The sequence below is a fragment of the Chitinophaga sedimenti genome, from assembly GCF_023156195.1.
Taxonomy (GTDB): domain Bacteria; phylum Bacteroidota; class Bacteroidia; order Chitinophagales; family Chitinophagaceae; genus Chitinophaga; species Chitinophaga sedimenti.
Map to the genome: position 1 here is coordinate 5,349,225 of NZ_JAKUKA010000001.1, position 21,797 is coordinate 5,371,021.

At 50.7% G+C, this 21,797-nt stretch carries 24 protein-coding genes and 6 pseudogenes; 23 read left to right on the forward strand and 7 right to left on the reverse strand.

Going from position 1 to position 21,797, the window contains the following annotated elements; genetic code table 11:
• Positions 1 to 20: 20 nt before the first annotated feature.
• The 3 genes from MKQ70_RS30695 (at position 21) to apaG (ending at position 1,757) form a co-directional block, all read left to right on the forward strand.
• Positions 21 to 959 carry a DUF5777 family beta-barrel protein gene (locus tag MKQ70_RS30695; RefSeq protein WP_248078290.1) on the forward strand — a complete coding sequence of 313 codons (939 nt, stop codon included), beginning with the start codon at positions 21 to 23 and terminating at the stop codon, positions 957 to 959.
• Positions 960 to 1,286: an eCIS core domain-containing protein gene (locus MKQ70_RS30700; protein WP_248078292.1), complete on the forward strand. Its 327-nt coding sequence runs from the start codon at positions 960 to 962 to the stop codon at positions 1,284 to 1,286.
• Between the two features lie 84 nt (positions 1,287 to 1,370).
• Complete coding sequence (apaG, locus tag MKQ70_RS30705; RefSeq protein WP_244845599.1) at positions 1,371 to 1,757, forward strand: Co2+/Mg2+ efflux facilitator ApaG/CorD; 387 nt, start codon at positions 1,371 to 1,373, stop codon at positions 1,755 to 1,757.
• Positions 1,758 to 1,812: 55 nt separating this feature from the next.
• On the opposite strand, the gene MKQ70_RS30710 is transcribed toward apaG, so the two are convergent.
• Both MKQ70_RS30710 and MKQ70_RS43480 read right to left on the reverse strand, forming a co-directional pair.
• Complete coding sequence (locus tag MKQ70_RS30710; protein ID WP_248078293.1) at positions 1,813 to 2,409, reverse strand: gliding motility protein GldB-related protein; 597 nt, start codon at positions 2,407 to 2,409, stop codon at positions 1,813 to 1,815.
• Between the two features lie 73 nt (positions 2,410 to 2,482).
• Positions 2,483 to 2,860: pseudogene (locus tag MKQ70_RS43480) on the reverse strand (gliding motility protein GldB-related protein); the annotation flags it as partial.
• A 143-nt stretch (positions 2,861 to 3,003) separates the two neighbouring features.
• Between MKQ70_RS43480 and MKQ70_RS30715 the strand changes: the two are divergent.
• The 13 genes and pseudogenes from MKQ70_RS30715 (at position 3,004) to MKQ70_RS30770 (ending at position 12,785) form a co-directional block, all read left to right on the forward strand.
• Positions 3,004 to 3,624 carry a porin family protein gene (locus tag MKQ70_RS30715; RefSeq protein ID WP_372490160.1) on the forward strand — a complete coding sequence of 207 codons (621 nt, stop codon included), beginning with the start codon at positions 3,004 to 3,006 and terminating at the stop codon, positions 3,622 to 3,624.
• Positions 3,625 to 3,642: 18 nt separating this feature from the next.
• Positions 3,643 to 5,298 carry an NAD+ synthase gene (locus tag MKQ70_RS30720; protein ID WP_248078300.1) on the forward strand — a complete coding sequence of 552 codons (1,656 nt, stop codon included), beginning with the start codon at positions 3,643 to 3,645 and terminating at the stop codon, positions 5,296 to 5,298.
• 59 nt (positions 5,299 to 5,357) lie between these two features.
• The gene (locus MKQ70_RS30725; RefSeq protein WP_248078302.1) at positions 5,358 to 5,714 is read left to right on the forward strand and encodes a serine--tRNA ligase; all 357 of its coding nucleotides are present in this window, start codon (positions 5,358 to 5,360) and stop codon (positions 5,712 to 5,714) included.
• Complete coding sequence (locus MKQ70_RS30730; protein WP_248078304.1) at positions 5,671 to 5,841, forward strand: hypothetical protein; 171 nt, start codon at positions 5,671 to 5,673, stop codon at positions 5,839 to 5,841. Before MKQ70_RS30725 ends, MKQ70_RS30730 begins: the two co-directional genes overlap by 44 nt.
• Positions 5,838 to 6,629 (forward strand): serine--tRNA ligase, encoded by a 792-nt coding sequence (serS, locus tag MKQ70_RS30735; protein WP_248081762.1) that lies wholly within the window; start codon positions 5,838 to 5,840, stop codon positions 6,627 to 6,629. The genes MKQ70_RS30730 and serS overlap by 4 nt, the downstream gene beginning before the upstream one ends.
• Before the next feature lie 186 nt (positions 6,630 to 6,815).
• The gene (locus tag MKQ70_RS30740) at positions 6,816 to 7,106 is read left to right on the forward strand and encodes a hypothetical protein (RefSeq protein WP_248078306.1); all 291 of its coding nucleotides are present in this window, start codon (positions 6,816 to 6,818) and stop codon (positions 7,104 to 7,106) included.
• 103 nt (positions 7,107 to 7,209) lie between these two features.
• The gene (locus MKQ70_RS30745; protein ID WP_248078308.1) at positions 7,210 to 7,755 is read left to right on the forward strand and encodes a GNAT family N-acetyltransferase; all 546 of its coding nucleotides are present in this window, start codon (positions 7,210 to 7,212) and stop codon (positions 7,753 to 7,755) included.
• Positions 7,756 to 7,761: 6 nt separating this feature from the next.
• Complete coding sequence (locus tag MKQ70_RS30750) at positions 7,762 to 8,265, forward strand: hypothetical protein (RefSeq protein ID WP_248078310.1); 504 nt, start codon at positions 7,762 to 7,764, stop codon at positions 8,263 to 8,265.
• Positions 8,217 to 8,594, forward strand: coding sequence for a M48 family metallopeptidase (locus MKQ70_RS30755; RefSeq protein WP_248078312.1), 378 nt, complete (start codon positions 8,217 to 8,219; stop codon positions 8,592 to 8,594). Before MKQ70_RS30750 ends, MKQ70_RS30755 begins: the two co-directional genes overlap by 49 nt.
• Before the next feature lie 14 nt (positions 8,595 to 8,608).
• On the forward strand, positions 8,609 to 8,830 hold the full coding sequence (locus MKQ70_RS43935; RefSeq protein ID WP_504909803.1) for a hypothetical protein: 222 nt from the start codon (positions 8,609 to 8,611) through the stop codon (positions 8,828 to 8,830).
• A gap of 17 nt (positions 8,831 to 8,847) precedes the next feature.
• The gene (locus tag MKQ70_RS30760) at positions 8,848 to 9,912 is read left to right on the forward strand and encodes a HesA/MoeB/ThiF family protein (protein ID WP_248078314.1); all 1,065 of its coding nucleotides are present in this window, start codon (positions 8,848 to 8,850) and stop codon (positions 9,910 to 9,912) included.
• A 228-nt stretch (positions 9,913 to 10,140) separates the two neighbouring features.
• Positions 10,141 to 11,557, forward strand: a pseudogene (locus MKQ70_RS30765) (DUF1800 domain-containing protein).
• A 79-nt stretch (positions 11,558 to 11,636) separates the two neighbouring features.
• Positions 11,637 to 12,785, forward strand: coding sequence for a DUF1501 domain-containing protein (locus tag MKQ70_RS30770; protein WP_248078316.1), 1,149 nt, complete (start codon positions 11,637 to 11,639; stop codon positions 12,783 to 12,785).
• A 41-nt stretch (positions 12,786 to 12,826) separates the two neighbouring features.
• Here MKQ70_RS30770 and MKQ70_RS30775 read toward each other — a convergent pair whose 3' ends face one another.
• The 5 genes and pseudogenes from MKQ70_RS30775 to MKQ70_RS30795 form a co-directional block, all read right to left on the reverse strand.
• Positions 12,827 to 13,324 (reverse strand): hypothetical protein, encoded by a 498-nt coding sequence (locus tag MKQ70_RS30775; protein WP_248078318.1) that lies wholly within the window; start codon positions 13,322 to 13,324, stop codon positions 12,827 to 12,829.
• Positions 13,325 to 13,368: 44 nt separating this feature from the next.
• Positions 13,369 to 15,509: pseudogene (locus MKQ70_RS30780) on the reverse strand (OPT family oligopeptide transporter).
• 86 nt (positions 15,510 to 15,595) lie between these two features.
• A complete protein-coding gene (locus MKQ70_RS30785; RefSeq protein ID WP_248078320.1) occupies positions 15,596 to 15,814 on the reverse strand; it encodes a hypothetical protein in 219 nt (72 codons plus the stop codon).
• Positions 15,814 to 16,314: a POT-type proton-dependent oligopeptide transporter gene (locus MKQ70_RS30790; protein ID WP_248078322.1), complete on the reverse strand. Its 501-nt coding sequence runs from the start codon at positions 16,312 to 16,314 to the stop codon at positions 15,814 to 15,816. The genes MKQ70_RS30785 and MKQ70_RS30790 overlap by 1 nt, the downstream gene beginning before the upstream one ends.
• 107 nt (positions 16,315 to 16,421) lie before the next feature.
• The gene (locus MKQ70_RS30795; protein WP_248078324.1) at positions 16,422 to 17,132 is read right to left on the reverse strand and encodes a peptide MFS transporter; all 711 of its coding nucleotides are present in this window, start codon (positions 17,130 to 17,132) and stop codon (positions 16,422 to 16,424) included.
• A 268-nt stretch (positions 17,133 to 17,400) separates the two neighbouring features.
• On the opposite strand from MKQ70_RS30795, the gene MKQ70_RS30800 reads away from it, so the two are divergent.
• The 7 genes and pseudogenes from MKQ70_RS30800 to MKQ70_RS43940 form a co-directional block, all read left to right on the forward strand.
• A complete protein-coding gene (locus tag MKQ70_RS30800) occupies positions 17,401 to 17,679 on the forward strand; it encodes a phosphoribosylamine--glycine ligase N-terminal domain-containing protein (protein ID WP_248078325.1) in 279 nt (92 codons plus the stop codon).
• Entirely contained in the window at positions 17,679 to 17,879 is a 201-nt protein-coding gene (locus tag MKQ70_RS40120; RefSeq protein ID WP_308199268.1) for a hypothetical protein, read from the forward strand. Before MKQ70_RS30800 ends, MKQ70_RS40120 begins: the two co-directional genes overlap by 1 nt.
• Positions 17,880 to 17,961: 82 nt before the next feature.
• Positions 17,962 to 18,674: pseudogene (locus MKQ70_RS30805) on the forward strand (phosphoribosylamine--glycine ligase).
• 199 nt (positions 18,675 to 18,873) lie between these two features.
• Positions 18,874 to 19,812, forward strand: a complete 939-nt coding sequence (locus tag MKQ70_RS30810; RefSeq protein WP_443657858.1) for a rod shape-determining protein — start codon at positions 18,874 to 18,876, stop codon at positions 19,810 to 19,812.
• A 169-nt stretch (positions 19,813 to 19,981) separates the two neighbouring features.
• Positions 19,982 to 20,845, forward strand: a pseudogene (mreC, locus tag MKQ70_RS30815) (rod shape-determining protein MreC); the annotation flags it as partial.
• A gap of 3 nt (positions 20,846 to 20,848) precedes the next feature.
• Positions 20,849 to 21,358, forward strand: a complete 510-nt coding sequence (locus tag MKQ70_RS30820) for a rod shape-determining protein MreD (RefSeq protein WP_248078329.1) — start codon at positions 20,849 to 20,851, stop codon at positions 21,356 to 21,358.
• A gap of 140 nt (positions 21,359 to 21,498) precedes the next feature.
• Positions 21,499 to 21,765 (forward strand): annotated as a pseudogene (locus MKQ70_RS43940) (penicillin-binding protein 2); the annotation flags it as partial.
• Positions 21,766 to 21,797: the final 32 nt, after the last annotated feature.

The window sequence follows — 21,797 nt, forward strand, 5'->3', positions numbered from 1 at the left end:
CTAACTGCTAAAATCGTCTTATGTCCTTCGTACGCCTTCTTATCGCTGCTGTATTCGTATCCGCGCCCTGTTTTGCGCAGGATGACCTGAGCAATATGTTTAAAGATTCCACCAAACGCGGCGAGCCGGTCATCGCTACGTTTAAATCCACCCGTATTATCAATGGCCAGTCGAACGAAACACTCGGCAAGGGCGAGTTGGACTTCCGGGTAGGCCACCGTTTTGGCGATATTGGCGGCGCTAACGGCGGCTCCAAAACCTTTTTCGGGATAGATAACTCCTCCGACATCCGCATCGCTTTTGAATACGGTATTACCGACAAGCTGACGGCCGGCATTGGCCGTACCAAAGGCTCCGGCAACCTGTCGCAGTTGTACGAGGGGGTGATCAAATACCGGTTGCTGCAGCAAACGACCGATAACCGGGTACCCCTTGCAATTACCCTTTTCGGTAACGCAGTGGTAAGCGCCATGGAATCTGCCGAAGAAGTGTCATCGCCCTCGTATTTCGGCAAGTTCAGTGATCGTATGAGTTATACTGCGCAGGTAGTGCTGGCGCGGCAGTTCGGGCATGCCTTTTCACTGGCGGTGTTGCCTACTTACGTGCATCGCAACCGCGTGGGATATGCCGATATGAATAACATGTTTGCCCCGGGCGTAGGCGGCCGGCTGCGATTTACTAACAGGCTGGCGCTGGTGGTGGATTACTTTGTACCGTTCCGCGACCAGGAAAGCAAGGATTACGCGAAAACCCTGGGGATGGAGTATTACAACACTCTTGGTGTTGGACTGGAGATTGAAACTGGTGGGCACGTGTTTAACCTGAGCTTTACGAACTCGACCGCCATTCTTGAAAATCAATTCATTCCGGAAACTACGTCTACCTGGACGAACGGTCAGTTCCGCTGGGGCTTTAATATTTCCCGTAGATTTGACCTGGACCGGAAGCATAAAAAGTAATTGGAGATCATCATTTGTACCATAAAAGAAGATTCATGGGTAGCCAGGCTGGCTGCGAAGAAACTGGGGGCGAAGGCGGTGGCCATCGTATTTGGCCGCACCATTCACCTGCACGGTGCGGATCGCGGCGAGCTGCTGAACAACACCGCCTGGCTGCGTCATGAAGTTTGCCACATACGCCAGTACCGCCGCCATGGTTTTGCCGGCTTCCTTTGCCGCTATCTCTGGGACTGGATATGGCATGGCTATTGGAATAATAAGTTTGAAGTGGAAGCGCGGGCAGCTGAAAAGAACCCGGGCGTGATGGAAAATGTGCAGATTGTATAAAGATTCGTTAAAAGCGACCCGGCCGTGGATTTTTTTACCGCTCTGGGTGATTTTTCCTTATTTTTACTTACAAAGGTTGTTCCTATGGTCAAGAAGGTAACAGAGGGCATTACTATCAGCGTGGAAACGTTCTACCAGCCGGATTATTCCAATCCCATCGGAAGTGAGTTTATGTTCGCTTATCGTATTACGATTGAAAACAACAACACCTTTCCGATCAAATTGCTGCGCCGTCACTGGTATATTATCGATTCCAACGGCACCCACCGCGAAGTGGAAGGAGAAGGCGTGGTAGGCGTGCAGCCATTATTAGCGCCCGGCGAAAGCTATCAATATGTGTCCGGATCCAACCTCCGCACAGAGATTGGTAAAATGTACGGGAACTATCAGATGGAAAACCAGCTGAATAAAAAGATGTTCGAGGTGAAAATCCCCGAATTCCAGATGGTAGTGCCATTTAAACTGAACTAACGAAAATACACTTACTGCCAACGCCGTATCGGCCTATCCCTGCTCACCTATACTTTTATCTGGGCCTGTACTTCGATTCATTAAAAATCTGCAACACATCTTTATTTTCCATTAACTGCTCAAGGCTTACGTCGGGGTGTTTATCCATGTAAGACGATACGATGCGGCTGCCTACGTATGCGCCGATCTTGCCGGGTGATCCCGGAGGCATGCCCTGTGTGCTGGGACCTTCGCCCATAAAGTGCATCAGTTGCTGCCAGTCAGTAGTGTACAACAGGTTTTGCTGCACAAAATACTGCCAGATCAATTCTTCATTTTCTTTACACCAGTCCAGCTGCGCCCGTGTATAACCTATACGCAGGGTATCGGCCGTCGCAGGTAGTACTTTGGAAAGGAAGTATTGCTGCCTGCCCGCATCGATCATTTGCTCTATCAGCTTGCGGCCTTCTGCAGGGCGGGGGAACAAGTCCTGTTCCACCACTTTCATCACGTTCACCGGGATGTAGGCCGGTTCAAAGGTTCTCACAAGATAAGCCGGCAGCTCGGAAGACAGCACGCCGTAAATCGGGAAATCTTTGCCCAGGTACATATCCAACCCGATGCCCACGGTACTGTCTACCGTCAACGCGCCATAGTTGCCGATGGCAGACATGAACGTTCTTACCCCTGGGCGCCTGAAAGGAGGGGATGTAGTACTTCGTAAAGCGGAATGCTTGTGTCAGTGCATCTTCAGTGGCTTTCACCGAGGTGAAGTGGTGGTTGATGCTATCCTGCAACAGGCGGAAGTCACTGTTGGTTAAAAACGCCCTGATGGCGAGTGTTACCAGGGTGTCGCCTGCTGTATGCGGACCGAAGTTCAGTATATGTTGGAAATAGAAACGGGCAAAGTCGGGATATTTTTCATGCAGCAATTTTAAACCAGCCGCCACGTTATTGGTATCGATATTAAAAAAATCCTGGTCGAACCTTTCTATTTTTACGGAGATGGGAATATTGCTCACATCGGGCGTGCGCGTGCCTTGGCGGCAGGCCGAAAATACAGTCCATAGGGTAAAAGAGGACAGGATAAGGCGCAGGATATTTTTATTACTGTAAATTTGCATCGCTTTTTAAAACTTAAATGATGGTAAAAATATTGCATAACATCTTATCCCGGAAAAAGAATTATTGGAAATGTTTAATGTTTGCGGGGCTGGTCATGGGATCAAGTGTAACGGCAAAGGCGCAGGACAGTTTCTCCAAGCGGATGTCCAAAAAGATGGATAGAAAAGTGCGTTTTGGTTTTAAGCTCGATCCGGGTGTGGCGATCATGCGTCCGCAGGACAATGGTATTGAGCGTAACAGCGGTAAGCTGAATCTTGCTTACGGCATCATGGCCGACTTTTTCCTGGACAGGGAAGAGCGTTACTCGTTCGGTACCGGCTTCGAAGTGGTACATACCGGTAGCACTTTAAAGTACGATCAGGGGATTGGCCTCAACAAATTCAACGATTACACCACGGAATACGATCTGCGTTTGCAGTACCTGCAGGTGCCGCTCACATTGAAGCTGAAAGCGGATACCCGCGACGACATTGGTATCTGGGGCCAGTTCGGCACCTACTTTGCAGCGCCTATTAAAGCCCGTGCAAACGTGATCAGCAATAATAAAGAATATACCAAAGAAAACGTGATGACCGACATGCACCGTCTCAACATGGGACTGCTGCTGGCGGCCGGTGTGGAATACCCGCTGACGGAAACCTTGTCTGGCATCGTTGGCTTCGGCTACCAGGGCGGCTTTACCGATCTTACCCGTAATAAAAGATGGAACGACGGCCGGGTGAACCTGAACAGCTTTTCACTGAGATTAGGGCTTTACTTTTAGTAGCAGTAACTTTAACGTATGAAAATAGTATTAGCGCAGCAGAACTATCATATTGGTAATTTCGAAGACAACACCGCGAAGATCATCACCGCCATTCACAAGGCGGAAGCCGCCGGGGCCGACCTGGTCGTGTTCAGCGAACTTTGCGTGTGCGGTTATCCTCCCCGGGATTTCCTCGAGTTCGAAGATTTTATCAACAAAAGTTATGCGGCGGTAGATATTATTAAGTCTCATACCGCAAAGATCGCCGTATTGATCGGGGCGCCCGCGCGCAATCACCGCCGCGAGGGCAAAGACCTGTTTAATGCCGCCTGGTTCCTGTATGAACAACAGGTAAAATACGTGGTGCACAAAACCCTGCTGCCCACTTACGATATATTTGATGAGTACCGTTATTTTGAGCCGGCCGATGAATGGAAGGTCATTCCGTTTAAAGGCAAACGACTGGCAGTAACGATCTGCGAGGATATCTGGAACCTGGGCGACAACCCGCTTTACCGCGAGTGCCCCATGGATAAACTGATTACCCAGCAGCCGGACGTGATGATCAACCTTTCCGCTTCTCCTTTTGATTACGATCACGACGAGGACCGGAAAGCGATCATCGTGGCCAATGTGCGCAAATACCAGCTGCCCATGATTTACTGCAACACCGTAGGCTCGCAGACCGAAATCGTGTTCGATGGCGGTTCGCTGGTATACGATGCGCAGGGTAATATCGTGAAGGAGCTGCCTTACTTCGTGGAAGCCACGGATATGGTGGACCTCGACAACCTGACTGGTACGCAACCCGCGGAGATAAAGGCCAGCGTGGCGGAATTGGTATTCGATCACAACATCGACCGCATTTATTCCGCGTTGGTGTTGGGCATTAAGGATTATTTTAAGAAGATGGGCTTTACAAAGGCCATCCTTGGCTCGTCGGGCGGTATTGACAGCGCGGTGGTGCTGGCACTGGCCTGCGAAGCGCTGGGGGCGGAGAATGTTCGGGCGATCTTGATGCCGTCACCGTATTCTACAGAGCATTCGGTGAACGATGCAGTAGCATTGAGCGAAAACCTCGGTAATCCCCATGATGTTATCCGCATCAACACTATTTACGAAACTTTCCTGGAGACGTTAAACCCGTACTTCAAAGACCTGCCGTTTAATGTGGCGGAAGAAAACACGCAGTCGCGCATTCGTGGTAACCTGCTGATGGCGCTGAGTAATAAGTTCGGTTATATTTTGTTGAACACCTCCAACAAAAGTGAACTGAGTACCGGTTATGGTACGTTGTACGGCGATATGGCAGGTGGCCTGTCCGTAATCGGCGACCTGTACAAAATGCAGGTATACGCCCTGGCGCGGTACATCAACAGGGAGAAAGAAATTATTCCCCTCAACATCATAGATAAAGCACCTTCGGCGGAATTGCGTCCCAACCAGAAGGACAGTGATAGTTTGCCTGACTATGCTATCCTCGACCGCATTTTGTACCAATACATTGAGCGCCGGCAGGGGCCCCGCGAAATTGTCGCATTGGGCTTTGATGCCGGGCTGGTGGCGCGCGCACTGAAGCTGGTGAACACCAACGAATATAAGCGCAACCAGTTCTGTCCCATTATACGCGTGTCGTCCAAGGCATTTGGCGTGGGCAGGAGGGTGCCGATCGTAGGCAAATACCTTTCCTAACTTAAATTGATTGTCCTTTCAGCCTGTTAGCGCTATATTTGTCAAAATTTTTTGACAAAATGTTACAGGTACAGTTTATCCGTCAGCACAAGGAACTGGTTCTGGAACGCCTTACCCTGAAGAATTTCAAGGATCTGGGCGTTGTGGACGAAGTATTGACGCTGGACGACAAAAGGAAGAAGCTCACACAGGAATACGATGACACCCAATCCCGTGTGAAATCCAGTTCCAAAGAAATAGGTAAACTGATGTCGCAGGGTTCGCAGGAAGAAGCAGAAAAGCTGAAAGCGGAAGTAGCGACCCTGAAAGAGCGCCTGGCTCCGATTAATGATGAACTGAACGCCACCGAAAAATTATTGCTGGAAACCCCTGGTGAAACTGCCCAACCTGCCAGCCGCCAACGTTCCCGCGGGTAAAACTCCGGACGACAACGAAGTGGTGCGCATCGGGGGCGAGCAGCCGCAATTGCATGCAGGCGCGGTGCCACACTGGGACCTGGTGAAAAATACAACCTTATTGACTTTGAACTCGGTAATAAAATAACGGGTAGCGGTTTCCCGGTGTATGTAAACAAAGGTGCGCGGATACAGCGCGCTATGCAGCAATACTTCCTGGACTTCAATACTGCCGCGGGTTACACTGAGTACCAACCGCCGTTGCTGGTAAACGAAGACAGTGCTTTTGGCACTGGTCAGCTGCCCGATAAAGAAGGCCAGATGTACTATGCGAACGAGGACAAATACTATTTGATTCCTACTTCAGAAGTACCGCTGACCAATATTTTCCGTGATGAGATTTTAAAAGAAAGCGATCTGCCCATCAAAATGACGGGTTATACGCCTTGTTTCCGCCGCGAGGCCGGTTCTTACGGTAAAGATGTGCGTGGCCTGAACCGCCTGCACCAGTTCGATAAAGTAGAGATCGTGCAACTCACGCATCCCGATAAATCAACCGAAACCCTGGATGAGATGGTGGCGCATGTGGAAAAGCTGATTCAAAGCCTCGGCCTGCATTACCGCATCCTCCGTTTGTGCGGCGGCGATATGGGCTTTGCATCCGCCATTACCTATGATTTTGAGGTGTACAGCGCAGCACAGCAGAAATGGCTGGAAGTGAGCTCCGTTTCCAGCTTTGAAACTTACCAGACCAACAGGATGAAAATCCGTTATAAAGACGGCAATGGCAAAACGCAGTTGCTGCATTCACTGAACGGCAGCTCCCTGGCATTCCCGAGGATCCTGGCCTGTTTGCTGGAGAACAACCAGCAGGAAGACGGTATCGTGCTGCCGGAAGTACTACGTCCGTATACGGGGTTCGATAAGATCCAATAGCATTGATAACAATAGTTTAAGGACAGGCCCGCCGGTTGCTACCGGCGGGCCTGTTTGTTTGTAAGGGCCGGGGCTGGCAGGTGACAGGCAACCGGCACAGTTTTCGTACGTATACGTTTAAACATCTATTTTTTGATTTGGTATAAATCAGCTACTTTGCTCACGGCTTTAACTAAATACGTTACTATGAAAAGATTAGGTCAAATCGGTTTCGCCATGCTGTTGCTGAGCGCCTGTTCCCGTAATACTACCAATACCGGTCAGGATGCTGCCACGGCGTTCGCGAAGTACCCCGCATCTGAAGGGAAAACCATTTTCCAGGAGAAATGTAGTCGTTGTCACAAGTACCGCATGCCGGAAACGCGCACCGCGGAGGCTTGGGGACCGATTATGAACCGCATGGCGCGTAAGGCGCGGCTGGACGATTCACAGAAAGCAGCAGTGCTGGCTTTTGTGAAGGAACATGCGAAAAGCTAGTTTGACGGCCCACAAATGATTTTATGCAGGCAGTTGTTCACCCGGACAACTGCCTTTTCTTTGATGCTGCTTTTTTCGCCCTGAGCCTTACATTTGTGGGAGTATGCAGCACTTTTTACCAAACGGCAGTACACTGGTGATCCGGAAACCCAGGATCGAAGACGCGCCGGTTTTACTGGAAACCTTCCGCCGGATGACGCAGGAGAGCGATTTCCTGCTGTACACACATGCCGAGGCCATGAAGTTCGGGCAGCGGGACGAGGAAAATTTCATCCGGCAATACCTGCTTCAACCACGGCACTTATTGCTGCTGGCAGAAGCCGATGGACAGGTGGTAGGATCGGTGACCATTAACCAGAGCAAGTTTGGGAAGCAGTTGCACTTAGGAGAACTGGGGATTGCTATTTTGCGCGATTGGTGGAACCTGGGTATCGGGCGGCGGTTGATGACGGCGGCAATGCGCTGGGCAGATGAACATGCGGAGATTGAAATCATTCATTTTAACGTAGTAGCCAACAACGAAAAAGCGATACAACTTTACCGCAATTTCGGGTTCTTGGAATGCGGTCGCCTGCCACAGGGAGTGCGCGGCGCCGATGGAAGTTTTACAGACCTCATTACAATGTCCAAACGCATCAAAAATTTTTAACCGTTCATGCAGACCTTTACCGGTAAATACTTTTACGACACAGCCGAGCCGCAACAGGCCGGGCTTTCCTTTGCCAGCAATAAATTACAAATCGGGTTAAAAGATGAACATGGTAATCCCCGCAACGTGTTCTGGTTCTGGGAAAAAATAGTGGTGGATAAAATGATTGGGGGAGATGTGGTCCTGTCGTATGCTGGTTACCCCGCCCAACGACTGGAAATTGTATCGTCCGATTTTGCAGCGGAGGTGGACAAGCGCCGGAAGGTAATAGGTAAACCCGAACGCAGCAACAAGGCTGTTACCGCACTGGTGAGCATGGTGGGGGTGTTCATTATGCTGCTCATCGCATTGTACTTCTGGATCGTACCCTGGCTGGCCGGCAGAGCCGCCATGGCCGTTCCCGTGTCGTACGAAAAACACTGGGCGATAATGCGTATAAGCAACTGGTGGGACAATACACCGTGTTGCCGGACAAAACGAAGCTGGCGAACGATTTCTTTAAACAACTGAAGATAAAGACCGCGTATGATATCCGCATCACCGTAGTGAAGGACGATCAGCTGAATGCGTTTGCGGTACCGGGTGGGCACATCGTGGTGTATGATAAATTAATTAAGCAGATGAAAGGTCCGGGCGAACTGGCCGCGCTGCTTTCGCATGAATACTCGCATGTGGAGCTGCGGCATACGACCAAAACCATGTTCCGCAGTATGGGCACGTATGTGATGTTGTCGCTGGTATTCGGCGATCTGACAGGAGTGGCCGGTGTTGTAGTGGAAAACGCGCACAGCTTAAAAACCTGCAATACTCCCGCAGCCTGGAACGCGAGGCGGACCTGAACGGCCTGGAACTGCTGCATGAGCGGAATATTGGTGGCGAAGGTTTTGTAGGCCTGTTTAAAACATTAGGACAGGAAGGTGGTGCAGCACCGTCGGAGTGGTTGAGCAGTCACCCCGATTTGAAGAACCGCATCGAGTATGTGCAAAAGAGTCAGTTTTATCATGCAGATGGCGTGGCGGACAGCGCGCTGGTGCGTATTTTCAGGGAGTTGCAGGCGGACGGCAAATCCTGGTAATTGTTAAAAAGATAAACATGCAACGATACGACAGACAAACGCGGCTGAAAGATTTTGGCCCGGAGAAGCAGGCTTTGTTACAACAGGGAGCTGTGCTGGTAATCGGCGCGGGCGGCCTGGGTACGCCGGTATTGCAATACCTGACGGCTATGGGCATTGGCCGCATTGGCATCGTGGAACATGACACTGTGTCTATCACCAACCTGCAACGACAAGTATTATACGATACCCGCGACGCCGGCAAATCCAAGCTGACCGTGGCGGTTAATAAATTAAAGGCGTTGAATCCCGAAGTCCGGTTCGATGCCTGGGATACCTTCATTTTGCCACATAACGCCTTGGAAATCATTTCGCAGTACGATGTGGTGGTGGATTGTTCCGATAATTTCGGCACACGTTACCTGGTGAACGATGCCTGCGTAATGGCCGGGAAGCCGCTGGTGTATGGCGCTATTTACCAGTACGAAGGACAGGTAAGCGTGTTCAACTTCAAAGGTAGCGCCACTTATCGCTGCCTGTTCCCCGATGCCCCCGGCGAAGGCGAGCGGCTCGATTGCAATGAATTGGGGGTGCTGGGTATTTTACCCGGCATCGTAGGCAGCTACATGACGAATGAAGTCGTGAAAATTGTGTGTGGTATTGGCTTGCCGCTGACCAATCAATTGCTGACCATTCATATTTTGCAGAACGACCACCAGTTATTCCATTTCGGGCCGGTGCCGGCGAACCTGCAGATCAAAGCTTTACAGGCGTCGTATAACCAGGGCGCCTGCGAAGCGCCGCCCACACTGCAATCATTGGACGTGGAGGAGCTGGCGCGGTGGCGTCAGGAGGGACGGAAGTTCCAGTTGCTGGATGTGCGCGAGCCGGACGAATGGGCCATTTGTCATATCGAAGGCGCGGTACACATCCCGATGCATTTTGTAGTGCCGCAGCTGGCGCGGCTTTCGGCGAACGAGCCGGTGGCGGTGCTCTGTCATCATGGAATGCGGAGCCAGATGGTGGCGCAGCAACTGCTGAAGGCGGGATTCCGGGAGGTGTATAATGTGACCGGGGGATTCATGCCTGGTCGGTGCTGGTAGATACGGAGATGGAGCAGTATTAGTAAAAAGTGTTATCGTTGAAGTGAGTGATAAACGGGGGCTGAGCGCAGAACAGGTGCCGGTCCCCGGAAAAATAACCCTAACATAAAGTGGTCTGGAATAATATTTGGACATCATTTGTTAACATTGGCCCATTAAACTTCGAAGCATTCTCACAGTCATATCCTTAAATCTGTTCATATGGCCCTGGTCCCTGAAAAATTACAAATGCAGCACCTCGCCTGGCGCGCCGGTTTCGGCGAGAACCTTCCCGTGATCGAAGGTTGGGGCAAAAGGAAGCGGAAAGACACCGTCAAAAAGATACTGGCCGGCCAGGATAAGGAAATGGAGGAACTGCGGGTGATCAACGAGACCGATCTGCCCGACTACAAGCGCCTCAAAAGCATGAATGAGGAAGAGCGCCGGACGGTGCAGAAACTCAATACAGACGGGATTAAAGACCTGAACGTATCGTGGATGAACGCCATGATCCGCACCAATCACCCGTTGCGCGAAAAAATGGCGCTTTTCTGGCACGGGCACTTTGCCTGCCGCACACAAAATGTGCTCTACAATCAAAAACTGCTCGATGTAATCCGCACCCATGCCCTGGGTAACTTTGGCGACCTGCTGACCGGTGTGTCCAAAAGCTCGGCCATGTTGCAGTTTTTGAACAACCAGCAGAACCGCAAGCAACGCCCCAACGAAAACTTCGCCCGCGAAGTGATGGAACTGTTTACGATGGGCCGCGGTAATTACACTGAAAAAGATATCAAGGAGGCTGCACGTGCCTTTACCGGCTGGAGTTTCGACGATATGGGCGAGTTCCAGTTCCGGCAGAAAGTGCATGATGACGGGGAGAAAACCATCCTCGGTAAAAAAGGAAATTTTACGGGGAAGATGTGCTGCAGTTATTGCTGGAGAACAAACAAACCGCGAAATATATTACGGGCAAGATTTACCGCTATTTCGTGAACGATACGCCGGATGAGGCGCGCATCAACGAACTCGCGAACAAGTTTTACCAATCTAATTACGATATCAAGTCGCTGATGCAGGAAATTTACATGGGCGACTGGTTTTATGAAGAGAAGAACGTGGGTGCCATTATCAAATCGCCGGTAGAACTGATCGTGGGCCTGCGTCGCGCCATTCCCATGCAGTTTGAACAGGAGGAAACGATGTTGCTGTTTCAGCGGGTGCTCGGCCAAACATTGTTTTATCCCCCAACGTGGCCGGCTGGCCCGGTGGCCGAAGCTGGATCGATAGCTCCAGCCTGATGTTCCGTATGCGGGTGCCGCAGATCGTGCTGTATTCACAGGAGTTTAATATCCGGCCCAAGGAAATTACACCGGAAATGGGTGAGGGCAAGAATTATAAAATGACGCTGGAGATCAACGATTTCCTGAAGCGGCAGTATGCCAAAAAAGTGAACGCGCAGATAGACTGGAAGCCTTATGTAGAAGGGTATAAAGACGTGTCGCGGGAGCAATTGGCGGAAACCATCGCAGGCACATTGTTGCTGAAGAACAAGAGCCTCGACAAAACCTTCCTGGATAAATATGCGGATGCCACCAGCCGCGAAAACTATATTAAAACCGTGACGATCGACGTCATGAGCACGCCTGAATACCAGCTGTGTTAATCATCAAAATATTCGTCTTATGTTAATTGTAAACAGACGCCGTTTTTTGCAGGTAGGCTCATTGGCTTCGGCTTCACTGATGCTGCCTAAATTTCTGAAGGCCTTTGAAACCGGGCAACTCGTGCCTCCCGGTAATAAAGTATTGGTGGTAATCCAGCTTTCAGGCGGCAACGATGGCCTGAACACGATCATTCCTTACCGCAATGATATTTATTATAAAAACCGTCCGGCCCTCGGCATCAAGCGCGAAGCTGCGCTGGGGCTGAACGATGACCTCGGCATCCATCCATCGCTGAAAACGTTTAAAGCGTTATATGATGAAGGCAATCTCTCGATACTCAATAATGTAGGGTACCCGAACCCCGACCGTTCGCACTTCCGCTCCATGGACATCTGGCATACCGCCAGTGAGAGTAAGGACTACTGGGGCAGTGGGTGGATTGGCCGTTACCTGGATGCACAGTGTAAGGGGTGCGACAAACCCACGCAGGCACTGGAGATTGACGATACGCTGAGCCTTGCCTTAAAAGGCGACCAGGTAAAAGGACTTGCGTTAACGGACCCCACACGGTTGTTCGGGACGAGCAACGAACGTTACTTTAAATCGCTCCTGCAAAACCAGCAGCAGCACGGGCATGATGAGCACGACAACGCAGACTACCTGTATAAAACGATGGCCGAAACCATTTCCTCCGCATCATACATCCAGAGCCAGTATAAAACGTACAAATCGAAAGCGCCTTACCCTAATTCCGCTTTGGGCAAAAATTTGAAAACGATCGCAGAGCTGTTGATGACCGATATTAATACGAGCGTGTATTATGTATCGCATGGCAGCTTCGATACGCATGTGGGGCAGGACGGGCAGCAGAAAAGGTTGTTCGAGCAGCTGGACGAGGCGGTGAAAGTGTTTACAGACGACCTGAAAAAGAATAACCGGTTCCAGGATGTGGTGGTGATGACGTTCTCGGAGTTTGGCCGCCGCGTAGCGCAGAACGCCAGCGGTGGTACCGACCATGGCACGGCGAACAACATGTTCCTGATCGGCGGTGGTTTAAAACAGAAAGGAATATTGAATGATGGCCCGGATTTAACGGACCTGTCGGAGGGCGACCTGAAATATAAGGTAGACTTCAAAAGCGTGTATGCAACGCTGTTGGGTAACTGGCTGGGTGCAGACGATGCCGCGATCCTGCAGCATAAGTACGAACGACTGAACTTTGTATAAAATAAAAAAATCCGAAGCGTAAAGGCTTCGGATTTTTTTATTTAGTAAGATGTGTATACGATGCGGAAGGCGCCTTTCGTAATCGTGCGCGTGTCGCCGAATGCGTCTATCACCGTGCCGGCGAAGCCGCCTTCGATGGTAGAATCTGACTTGGCGCGGATCGTAAAGGTCATATTGCCCGTTTGATCGTCGGCGGTCAGCTGGTTGCCTTGTTGCAGCAACAGCACATCAAATGTGTTACCTGCTTTGGTGCTGTTGTAGGTGCCTGGTTTCAGTTCGGCTTCTTCGCTTCTGAGCGATAATACCGTTCTTGTACCGCCTTCGTTTACCGCAGTGGCATGCAGGGCGGAAAAATTATATTGAGGATCCGGGCTGGTCGGCAGGAACAGCAAAGCCGAATTCAATTCGGTCACGTATGGTATTCCATCCATCTGGAAGGAAATAAATCTGCGGGTAGGCGGTTCCGTACTTTCTTTGGTACAGGAAAACAAAAAGAGGGTTACAAGCACTACTCCAAGTGGCATCAATCTACGGCGCATAGGTGGTCCTTATTTTACTTCAAATGTAATATATATAACTGATATTATATACGTAGCCGGGGCGTTTTTATTGCATTCCGGCTACGTTTTTTCTTTTTTAGGTTGATGGGTGAAATAAACCGGTTACGCTTCCAGCTTCTTCGGAACTTTTTCGCGATGCGGTAAAGTACCCATCCCATGAATCCAAAGGCCGGGGCTGCCAGCAACTGGTAGCCGCCATTACCCAGGTGGGCTTCAATGGCTTGCTGCAGGCTTGCGCTTTCCAGCGCGGCCGCCGCGTTCTCGTTCACGGTTAATACGGCTACGACCACGCCGGCAATGGCGCCGCCGGCTACCAGGCCCGTCGCGAACAGGTTGCCGCGCCCCAGTTCTTCCTCTTCAGGCGTCAGGTTAATACCCTTCTTTTTACGCTGCCAGTCGATCAGTCCACGGATAGCACCGCCCACAAATATCGGCAGGGTAGTGGACAAAGGCAGATAAGCGCCCACCGCAAAGGATAATGAGCTGATGCCACACAGTTCCACCGTAATCGCGATCGCCGCGCCCACGATGATAAATTGCCAGTCGAGCCCGCCGGACTGGATACCTTTGATCAGTACTGCCATCAGCGTAGCCTGCGGCGCCGAAAATTCTTTGGTGCCAATGGCGTGCATGGTGCCGTTCGCCACCATTTCTCTCGTTGGCGTGTCGAGTATGTGTACGGTCCAGCCCACAACAAAGGCCGATACGATGGCGCCAATGAACAGCGCGATCTGCTGATACCGCGGTGTGGCGCCCAGCAGGAAGCCGGTTTTCAAATCCTGGGATGTATTACCGGCATTTGCCGCCGCGATACAAATGATGCCGCCTACAACGAGGGCCATCGGCTCATACGCTTTACCAGACCAGCCCACTGCCAGGAAAATGAGACAGGTGCCCATGATCGTTGCGATGGTCATGCCGGATACGGGGTTGTTAGTGGTGCCGATAAGTCCCACGATGCGGCTGCTCACCGTCACGAAAAACGCGCCGAACAATACGACCAGTACGCCGATCAGCAGGCGTTGCCAGAACGAATCGCCTGGCAGCAGCGTAATCAGCGACATGGCAAGGATCAGTCCTATCACGCCAACCACTACCACTTTCATGGACAGGTCTTTTTCCGTGCGCAGGCGCGATGTTTCGTCTGCCCCTTTATTGATGGAACCAAGGCTTCCCTTAAATGAGTTGATGATCGTAGGAATGGTTTTGATCAGCGTGATAAACCCACCGGCTGCTACCGCACCCGCGCCAATTTGTTTTACATAGGCCTGGTATACGGCGTTCGACAGGTTATCGAACGTATGTGTGGCAGGATCCCAGCCGAAACGGGCATTAGGCGTATCGAGGCTGGCCAGTTGTCCGAGTTTCACAAGTTGCAGGGCAATCATATCGTGTGGTACGAGGGAGGCCAGCAGGGGAATGAGCGCCAGCCATGACAGCACGCCGCCGGCTACGAGCACGCCGCAGATGCGGGGGCCGATGATGTACCCCACGCCAAGATACTCCGGCGTAATTTCACCGCCTATTTCCGCGGCGGGGTAGTATTTGTTCGTACGGCCCGTAACAAACGAAGGCGCCTCTGAAATCACGTGCAGTACGCGTTGGAAGAATGCATATACCACCGCGAAGCCCAATCCGAGGAATGCTGTTTTGGCGAAGTCGCCGCCTTTTTCACCAGCTTTAAGCACTGATGCACAGGCGGTGCCTTCCGGGTAGGGGAGTGTGGCATGTTCCTTAACGATAAGCGATTTGCGCAGGGGGATCATAAGCAGCGTGCCGATCAGGCCGCCCAATACCGCGAGTATCAGTATCGTCCAGTAATTGAAATAAGTAGCGCCCTGGCTCACGCCCGCTTCGTTCAGCGACAGGAACAGGAAGCCAGGAAGCGTAAACGCCACGCCGGAGGCAATGGATTCGCCGGCGGAGCCGGTGGTTTGAATGATGTTGTTTTCGAGGATGCTGGTTTTGAAAAGCGCCTGCCCAGCGTGATGGCCATTACGGCAATGGGAATGGAGGCCGATACCGTAAGGCCGGCTTTTAAGGCAAGGTATACGTTGGCGGCGCCGAAGATAATCCCGAAAATGCAGCCCATCAGGACCGACTTAAGGGTAAATTCTTTCATGTTTGTTTCCGGGGAAACGAAGGGCTTAAAGTTGAGACTCATATCAGGTGGTGGTGGTATGTGGCAAAATATACAAAAAAGGAGCTACCGTGGAAGGTAACTCCTTTTCTATCAGTATAAAAAGAGTATTATCTCACGCCGTGCATCAGCTTGTTCAGCCAGCGTACGAGGAAAAACAGGATAAGGGCAGCGATACCGGCCATGTATACGAACAACATAAAGAAGTCGTACATACTGGTCATCTGGTAACCCATAAAGTTGGTTACCGAGCCATTTGTCGGATACAGCGCTCCCAGTTTACCCGCTAGTACGTTCGCCGCTGCGTTGGCCATGAACCATACCGCCATCAGCAGCGAGCCAAAACGGAGGGGGAGAGCTTATTTACCAGTGATAAACCGATAGGAGATAAGCAAAGTTCGCCCCAGGTATGTAATGCGTACATACTGGTTAATAGCAGCATGCTGGCTTTCTTATCTGCCGGCAAACCATCTACACCCACCGCAATTACCAGGTAACCTACCGCGAGCAGGAACAAACCAAGCGCCATTTTGGTGGGCGAGTTAGGCTCTGCTTTGCGTTTGCCCAGGAAAATCCAGATAGCAGCAAACATAGGCGCAAAAAGCACTACGAAAGCAGAGTTCAACGACTGGAACCAGGATGGTGGAACTGTGAAGTTCAACCAGCTGATGCGGCGTTCTGTCTGATCTTTAGCGAATACGGACAGGGAGTTACCCGCCTGTTCAAACGCGCCCCAGAAGAAGATCACGAAGAAGGAGAGGATGAGGATGACCCAGATACGGTCTTTTTCTATCTTAGAAAGACTTTTATCTGAGAAGATGACATACATGATTACGATGAAAGATCCTACCAGTAACCAGGTGATATCCAGGATTTTGGAGGCGTGAAGGTACAGGAGGCCGATACAGACAGCAGCGAAAACTAACAGGCCGAGAATTACCGGATAGATACCGGGTTTTTCAGGAAGTGTTTGGATTCTTTCATATGCGCTGGCACTTCGCCAACAGGAGCGCCGGTGTGAGACACAATGTATTTGTCTTTCAACGCACGGAAGGTAATTACGCTCAGCAACATACCAACGCCCGCGGCCAGGAATGCCCATTTAAAGTCGGCAGGATTGCCGGTGTTGCCCACGAGGCCGCAGATGAAGGGGCCCAGCATTCCACCTACGTTGATACCCATGTAAAATACCGTGTAAGCTGCATCCAGACGCTTGTCCTGGTCTGGGTACAATTGCCCCACCATGGAAGATATGTTCGGTTTGAAGAAGCCGTTACCCACGATCATGGTGCCTAAGCCCGTATAAAAGAGTACCGAGGCTATCTGCGGGGAGGAGTTATAAATACTGGCGCAGCCAAATAGTATAAATTCCGCCAGCGCCATAACAAGGCCGCCCAGGATGATGGAATTTCTGTTACCCCAATAGCGGTCGGCGATAAATCCACCCACCAGCGGAGTCAGATAAACCAGTCCGGTATACCCGCCATAAAGGTTAGAGGCGAAAGGGTAGTTGAACAACAGCGCGTCCGTCATAAAATAAATGAGGATAGCCCTCATGCCGTAGTAGTTGAACCGCTCCCACATCTCTGTCGCAAACAACACGTACAAGCCCTTTGGATGCCCCTTAGGCGTAGCAATTTGATTCATAATGGTCGATTTTGTTATAGCTGTTTTTTAGTTATTAAGCTGCGTTTTATTGTTCCAGGGTCACGGATGCGGGGCGTAAGTTAAATAAATTCGGCTTTCCAGCTAAAAAAATAAGGCATTTGCACATTTTTACTCTTTCTTTGCAAAAAAATCTAATTCCCCATTTTTCATGTCCATATCCCGGCTGATTGATCCTTAAAAGGATGGATTGGCGCACGACCTTGAAAAGTACGCCGGTTGGCGGAGGGAATACTATTTTAATAACATTATGAAGATATTATTACTTGGAAGCGGCGGCCGCGAACATGCGCTGGCCTGGAAAATGTCACAGAGCACACAATGCACCGGTTTGTTTATTGCCCCGGGCAATGCGGGCACGGCCCAGTACGGTACCAATGTGAACATTGCCGGCACCGATTTCGAGACAATGAAGCAATTCTGTATTGACAATAAAATAGAGCTATTGGTAGTGGGCCCCGAAGACCCGCTGGTACACGGCGTTTACGACTTTTTACGCAAGACCCGGCGCTGCAGCATATTCCTGTAGTGGGCCCGTCTAAAGTGGGTGCACAGCTGGAAGGCAGCAAGGCTTTCGCCAAGGAGTTCATGCTCCGTCACAACATTCCCACTGCTGCTTACCGCGAGTTCAGCGAGGCTAATTACGAGGAAGGTGTTGCTTATCTGAAGCAACATGCGCTGCCCATCGTACTGAAAGCCGATGGCCTGGCGGCTGGCAAGGGGTGGTAATCGCGACCACGCATGAAGAAGCACTGGCCGAGTTTGCGCAAATGATCAAAGACGCCAAGTTCGGCGACGCCAGCAAAAAGTGGTGGTAGAACAGTTCCTTACCGGGATTGAACTCTCCGTTTTTGTGCTGACCGACGGTAAATCGTATAAAATTCTTCCTGCTGCAAAAGATTACAAACGCATTGGCGAAGGCGATACCGGCCTCAACACGGGCGGTATGGGCGCTATTTCCCCGGTGCCGTTTGCGGGCAAAGCCTTTATGGACGAGGTAGAGGAAACGATCGTTCGTCCTACGGTGGAGGGCCTGGCAAAGGAAAACATCACGTACAAAGGGTTTGTGTTTGTGGGTTTGATCAGTGTTGAAGGCAAACCTTTCGTGATCGAGTACAACTGCCGCATGGGCGACCCCGAAACAGAGGTGGTGATGCCCCGTTTGCAGAACGACCTGCTGGAACTGTTCACTGCGCTGCATAATGGCACGCTGGATGCGCAAACGATCTACGAAGATCCGCGTGCGGCAGCTACCGTAATGCTGGTAGCGGGCGGTTACCCGGAGGCTTATGAAAAAGGAAAGGAGATTACCGGTATACCCGAAGCGCAGGCCGACCAGCTGGTATTTCACGCAGGTACCAAAGCCGAAGGCAGTAAAGTGTTAACCAACGGGGAAGGGTGTTAACCGTTACCTCGCTGGCCGCCGACCTGCACGTGGCGCTGGCGCATTCGAAGCAAACCGCCGAAAGCATCCATTTTGATGGCAGGTACTACCGCCGCGATATTGGCTATGAATTTGTATAACAACTTGTTGTATACGAAATTCGGATCCGTATTACCGGGTAATGCAGCAATTAAATCGACTTTATTCCGTTAAAACGGAAAAGAATATCTAGCAGGGCTTCATACTATAAAAAAATCTTTATACTTTAAGCTTTTTGCATCGTATATTCGTTGGAATTAATCATTTTTGCATATCTAATTCTTTTGACCGTATCAAACAATGGGCTTCTTTAATTTTTTAACACAGGAAATAGCGATAGACCTGGGCACCGCGAATACGTTGATCATACACAACGATTCGGTGGTAGTGGACGAACCCTCCATCGTCGCCATCGAGAGAGCCAGCGGCAAGATCGTTGCCGTGGGCAAGAAAGCGATGATGATGCACGAGAAGACGCACGAGTACCTTCGCACCATACGTCCCCTGAAAGACGGGGTTATTGCCGACTTTAACGCAGCTGAAGGCATGCTTAGGGAGCTGATCAAGATGGTCTACCCTAAAAAGCCTTTGTTTGCCCCCAGCTGGCGAATGGTGATTTGTATACCTTCCAGTATCACCGAGGTAGAAAAACGCGCGGTGCGCGACTCTGCCGAACAGGCCGGTGCAAAAGAAGTTTACCTGATTCATGAGCCTATGGCTGCCGCACTCGGTATTGGTATCGATGTGGAGGAGCCTGTGGGTAACATGATTATCGATATAGGCGGTGGCACCACCGGTATTTCTGTGATAGCCCTTGCAGGTATCGTGTGCGACCAGAGTATCCGTATCGCGGGTGACGAGTTCACCTCCGATATCATGGAAGCCCTGCGCCGCTACCATAGCCTGTTGATCGGTGAAAGGACGGCCGAACAGATCAAGATCCAGATCGGTTCCGCGTTGAAAGAACTGGATAATCCACCAGATGATATCGCTGTAAACGGTCGTGACCTTGTTACCGGTATACCGAAACAAATCATGGTATCTTACCAGGAGATTGCAGAAGCCCTCGATAAATCAATTTTCAAAATAGAGGAAGCTATTCTGAAGGCGTTGGAAACAACTCCTCCCGAGCTGGCATCCGACATTTACCGTCGCGGTTTGTACCTCACCGGTGGTGGCGCCTTGCTGCGTGGCCGGACAAACGCCTCTCCCAAAAAATTAAACTGCCCGTACATGTAGCAGACGACCCGCTGCGAGCGGTAGTTAGGGGAACCGGCATTGCCCTGAAACATATCGGTAAGTATCCTTTCTTGATGCAATAATTCCTTCAAGTTCCGGAACTGCAAAGCCTGCAGTTCCGGAATCTATATTTTTATCAGGTGCGTAATCTCATTATTTTCTTCAGGCGGTATTTCAACTTTTTCTGTTCTTGCTGCTGGAAGTGATATGTATTGCCTTCGTGTTTCGTAACAACAATTACCAGCGCACGGTATACGTCAACTCTTCCAACAACATGAGCGGCCGGTTGTATACCTGGCAAAACGACGTACAGTATTACTTCCATCTAAAATCTACCAACGACAGCCTGGTAAGAGAAAACGCGCGCCTGCACAACGAACTGCTGACGTCATTCAATACCTTCGACACCACGCACATCCTTAAAACAGACACCGTTCGCAAGTACAGTAATGATACCATGCACCGTGTGATCGGCACGGAAGTACGCCGCTACCACTGGCTCGAAGCAAAGGTGATCAACAACAGTGTAACCCGCGAAATCAACTACCTGACTATCAACCGCGGCAGCAAATACGGCATCAAACCCAATATGGGTGTGGTGGGGCCCAGCGGTGTCGTAGGGGTAGTGCGGAATGTGAGTGAAAACTATGCGACCGTAATTTCCCTGCTCTCCGCCTCCAAAAGCGCTGCATTCGGCTTCAGCGCCCGCCTGTTCACTTCCCGCGAAATGGGTACGGTGATCTGGGATGGCAAAGACGGTGGCCATGCCATCATGAAGGACGTGCCCAAAAGCGCGAAGATCAAAGCCGGCGATACGGTGGTGACCAGCGGCTTTTCCGCCCTCTTCCCCGAAAATATCCATATCGGTTATATAGAAAGTTATTCGCTGGCCGATAAGTCCAGCACCGCCTATACCATCAGGCTGAAGCTCGCCACCAACTTCTTCAACCTGCAATATGTATATGTGATCGATAACCTGCTGAAGGACGAGCAGAAAAAATTGGAAGATTCTACCTACAAGCAGTTAAAATAAGAGATGAGCGTACTGTTAAGAAATATTATCCGCTTTGTGCTGCTGTTGTTACTGCAGGTACTTGTGTTAAACCAGGTGATCATTCACAACCTGGTGAATCCCTATATCTACATGTTGTTCATCCTGCTGCTGCCTTTTAATCTTCCCCGTCCCGCAGTTCAGCTGCTGGGCCTCTTACTGGGTCTCAGCCTCGATATGTTCATGGATACCATGGGCATTCATGCCGCGGCCTGTGTGTTTATCGCGTACCTGCGCCCTTTTATACTCAATGTACTGTCGCCACAGGGCGGTTTTGAGGTAGCGCAGAAAACGCCGTCCATTACCAGCATGGGCCCTTCCCAGTTTGCCATTTATGTTTCGATACTGGTGTTCCTGCACAACATAGTATATTTCAGCCTCGAGGTGTTCAGCTTTAGCGCACCTTTTTATTTGTTGCTGAAGATATTAGTGAGCACGGCCGCCAGCCTGGTGTTGATCCTCATTTACGAGTTACTGTTCTTCGCCGGGAAGTAGGAGCATGTTAAATGAATGCCAACGCCGCGGGAACGCTGCGCCATATTTTGTAAATTCGTTGCTTTAGTCTCTGCATTTTACTGTCCATGTCCGTTTATAATCAGCCCAGACAAAGAGTCATACAGATGATCATCCTCGGGATGGTGACCATTATCGTGGTGAGATTGTGCTTTCTACAATTGGTCGATAAGAAGTATTCCAAACTGGCCGATGCCAACGCGGTGTTGCGCAAAGTGGTGTACCCCGACCGTGGCATTATCTACGACCGTAAAGGCCGCAGCATCCTCGGTAACGATGCCCTGTATGATCTCATGGTGACGCCTGCCAACGTGAAAAGGATTGACACGGCTTATTTTTGCCAGGTAGTCGGTATCGATAAGGAAGAATTTATCCGCCGTGTGAACGACGCGATCCGTAAAAACGGGCGTGTGCGCCAATC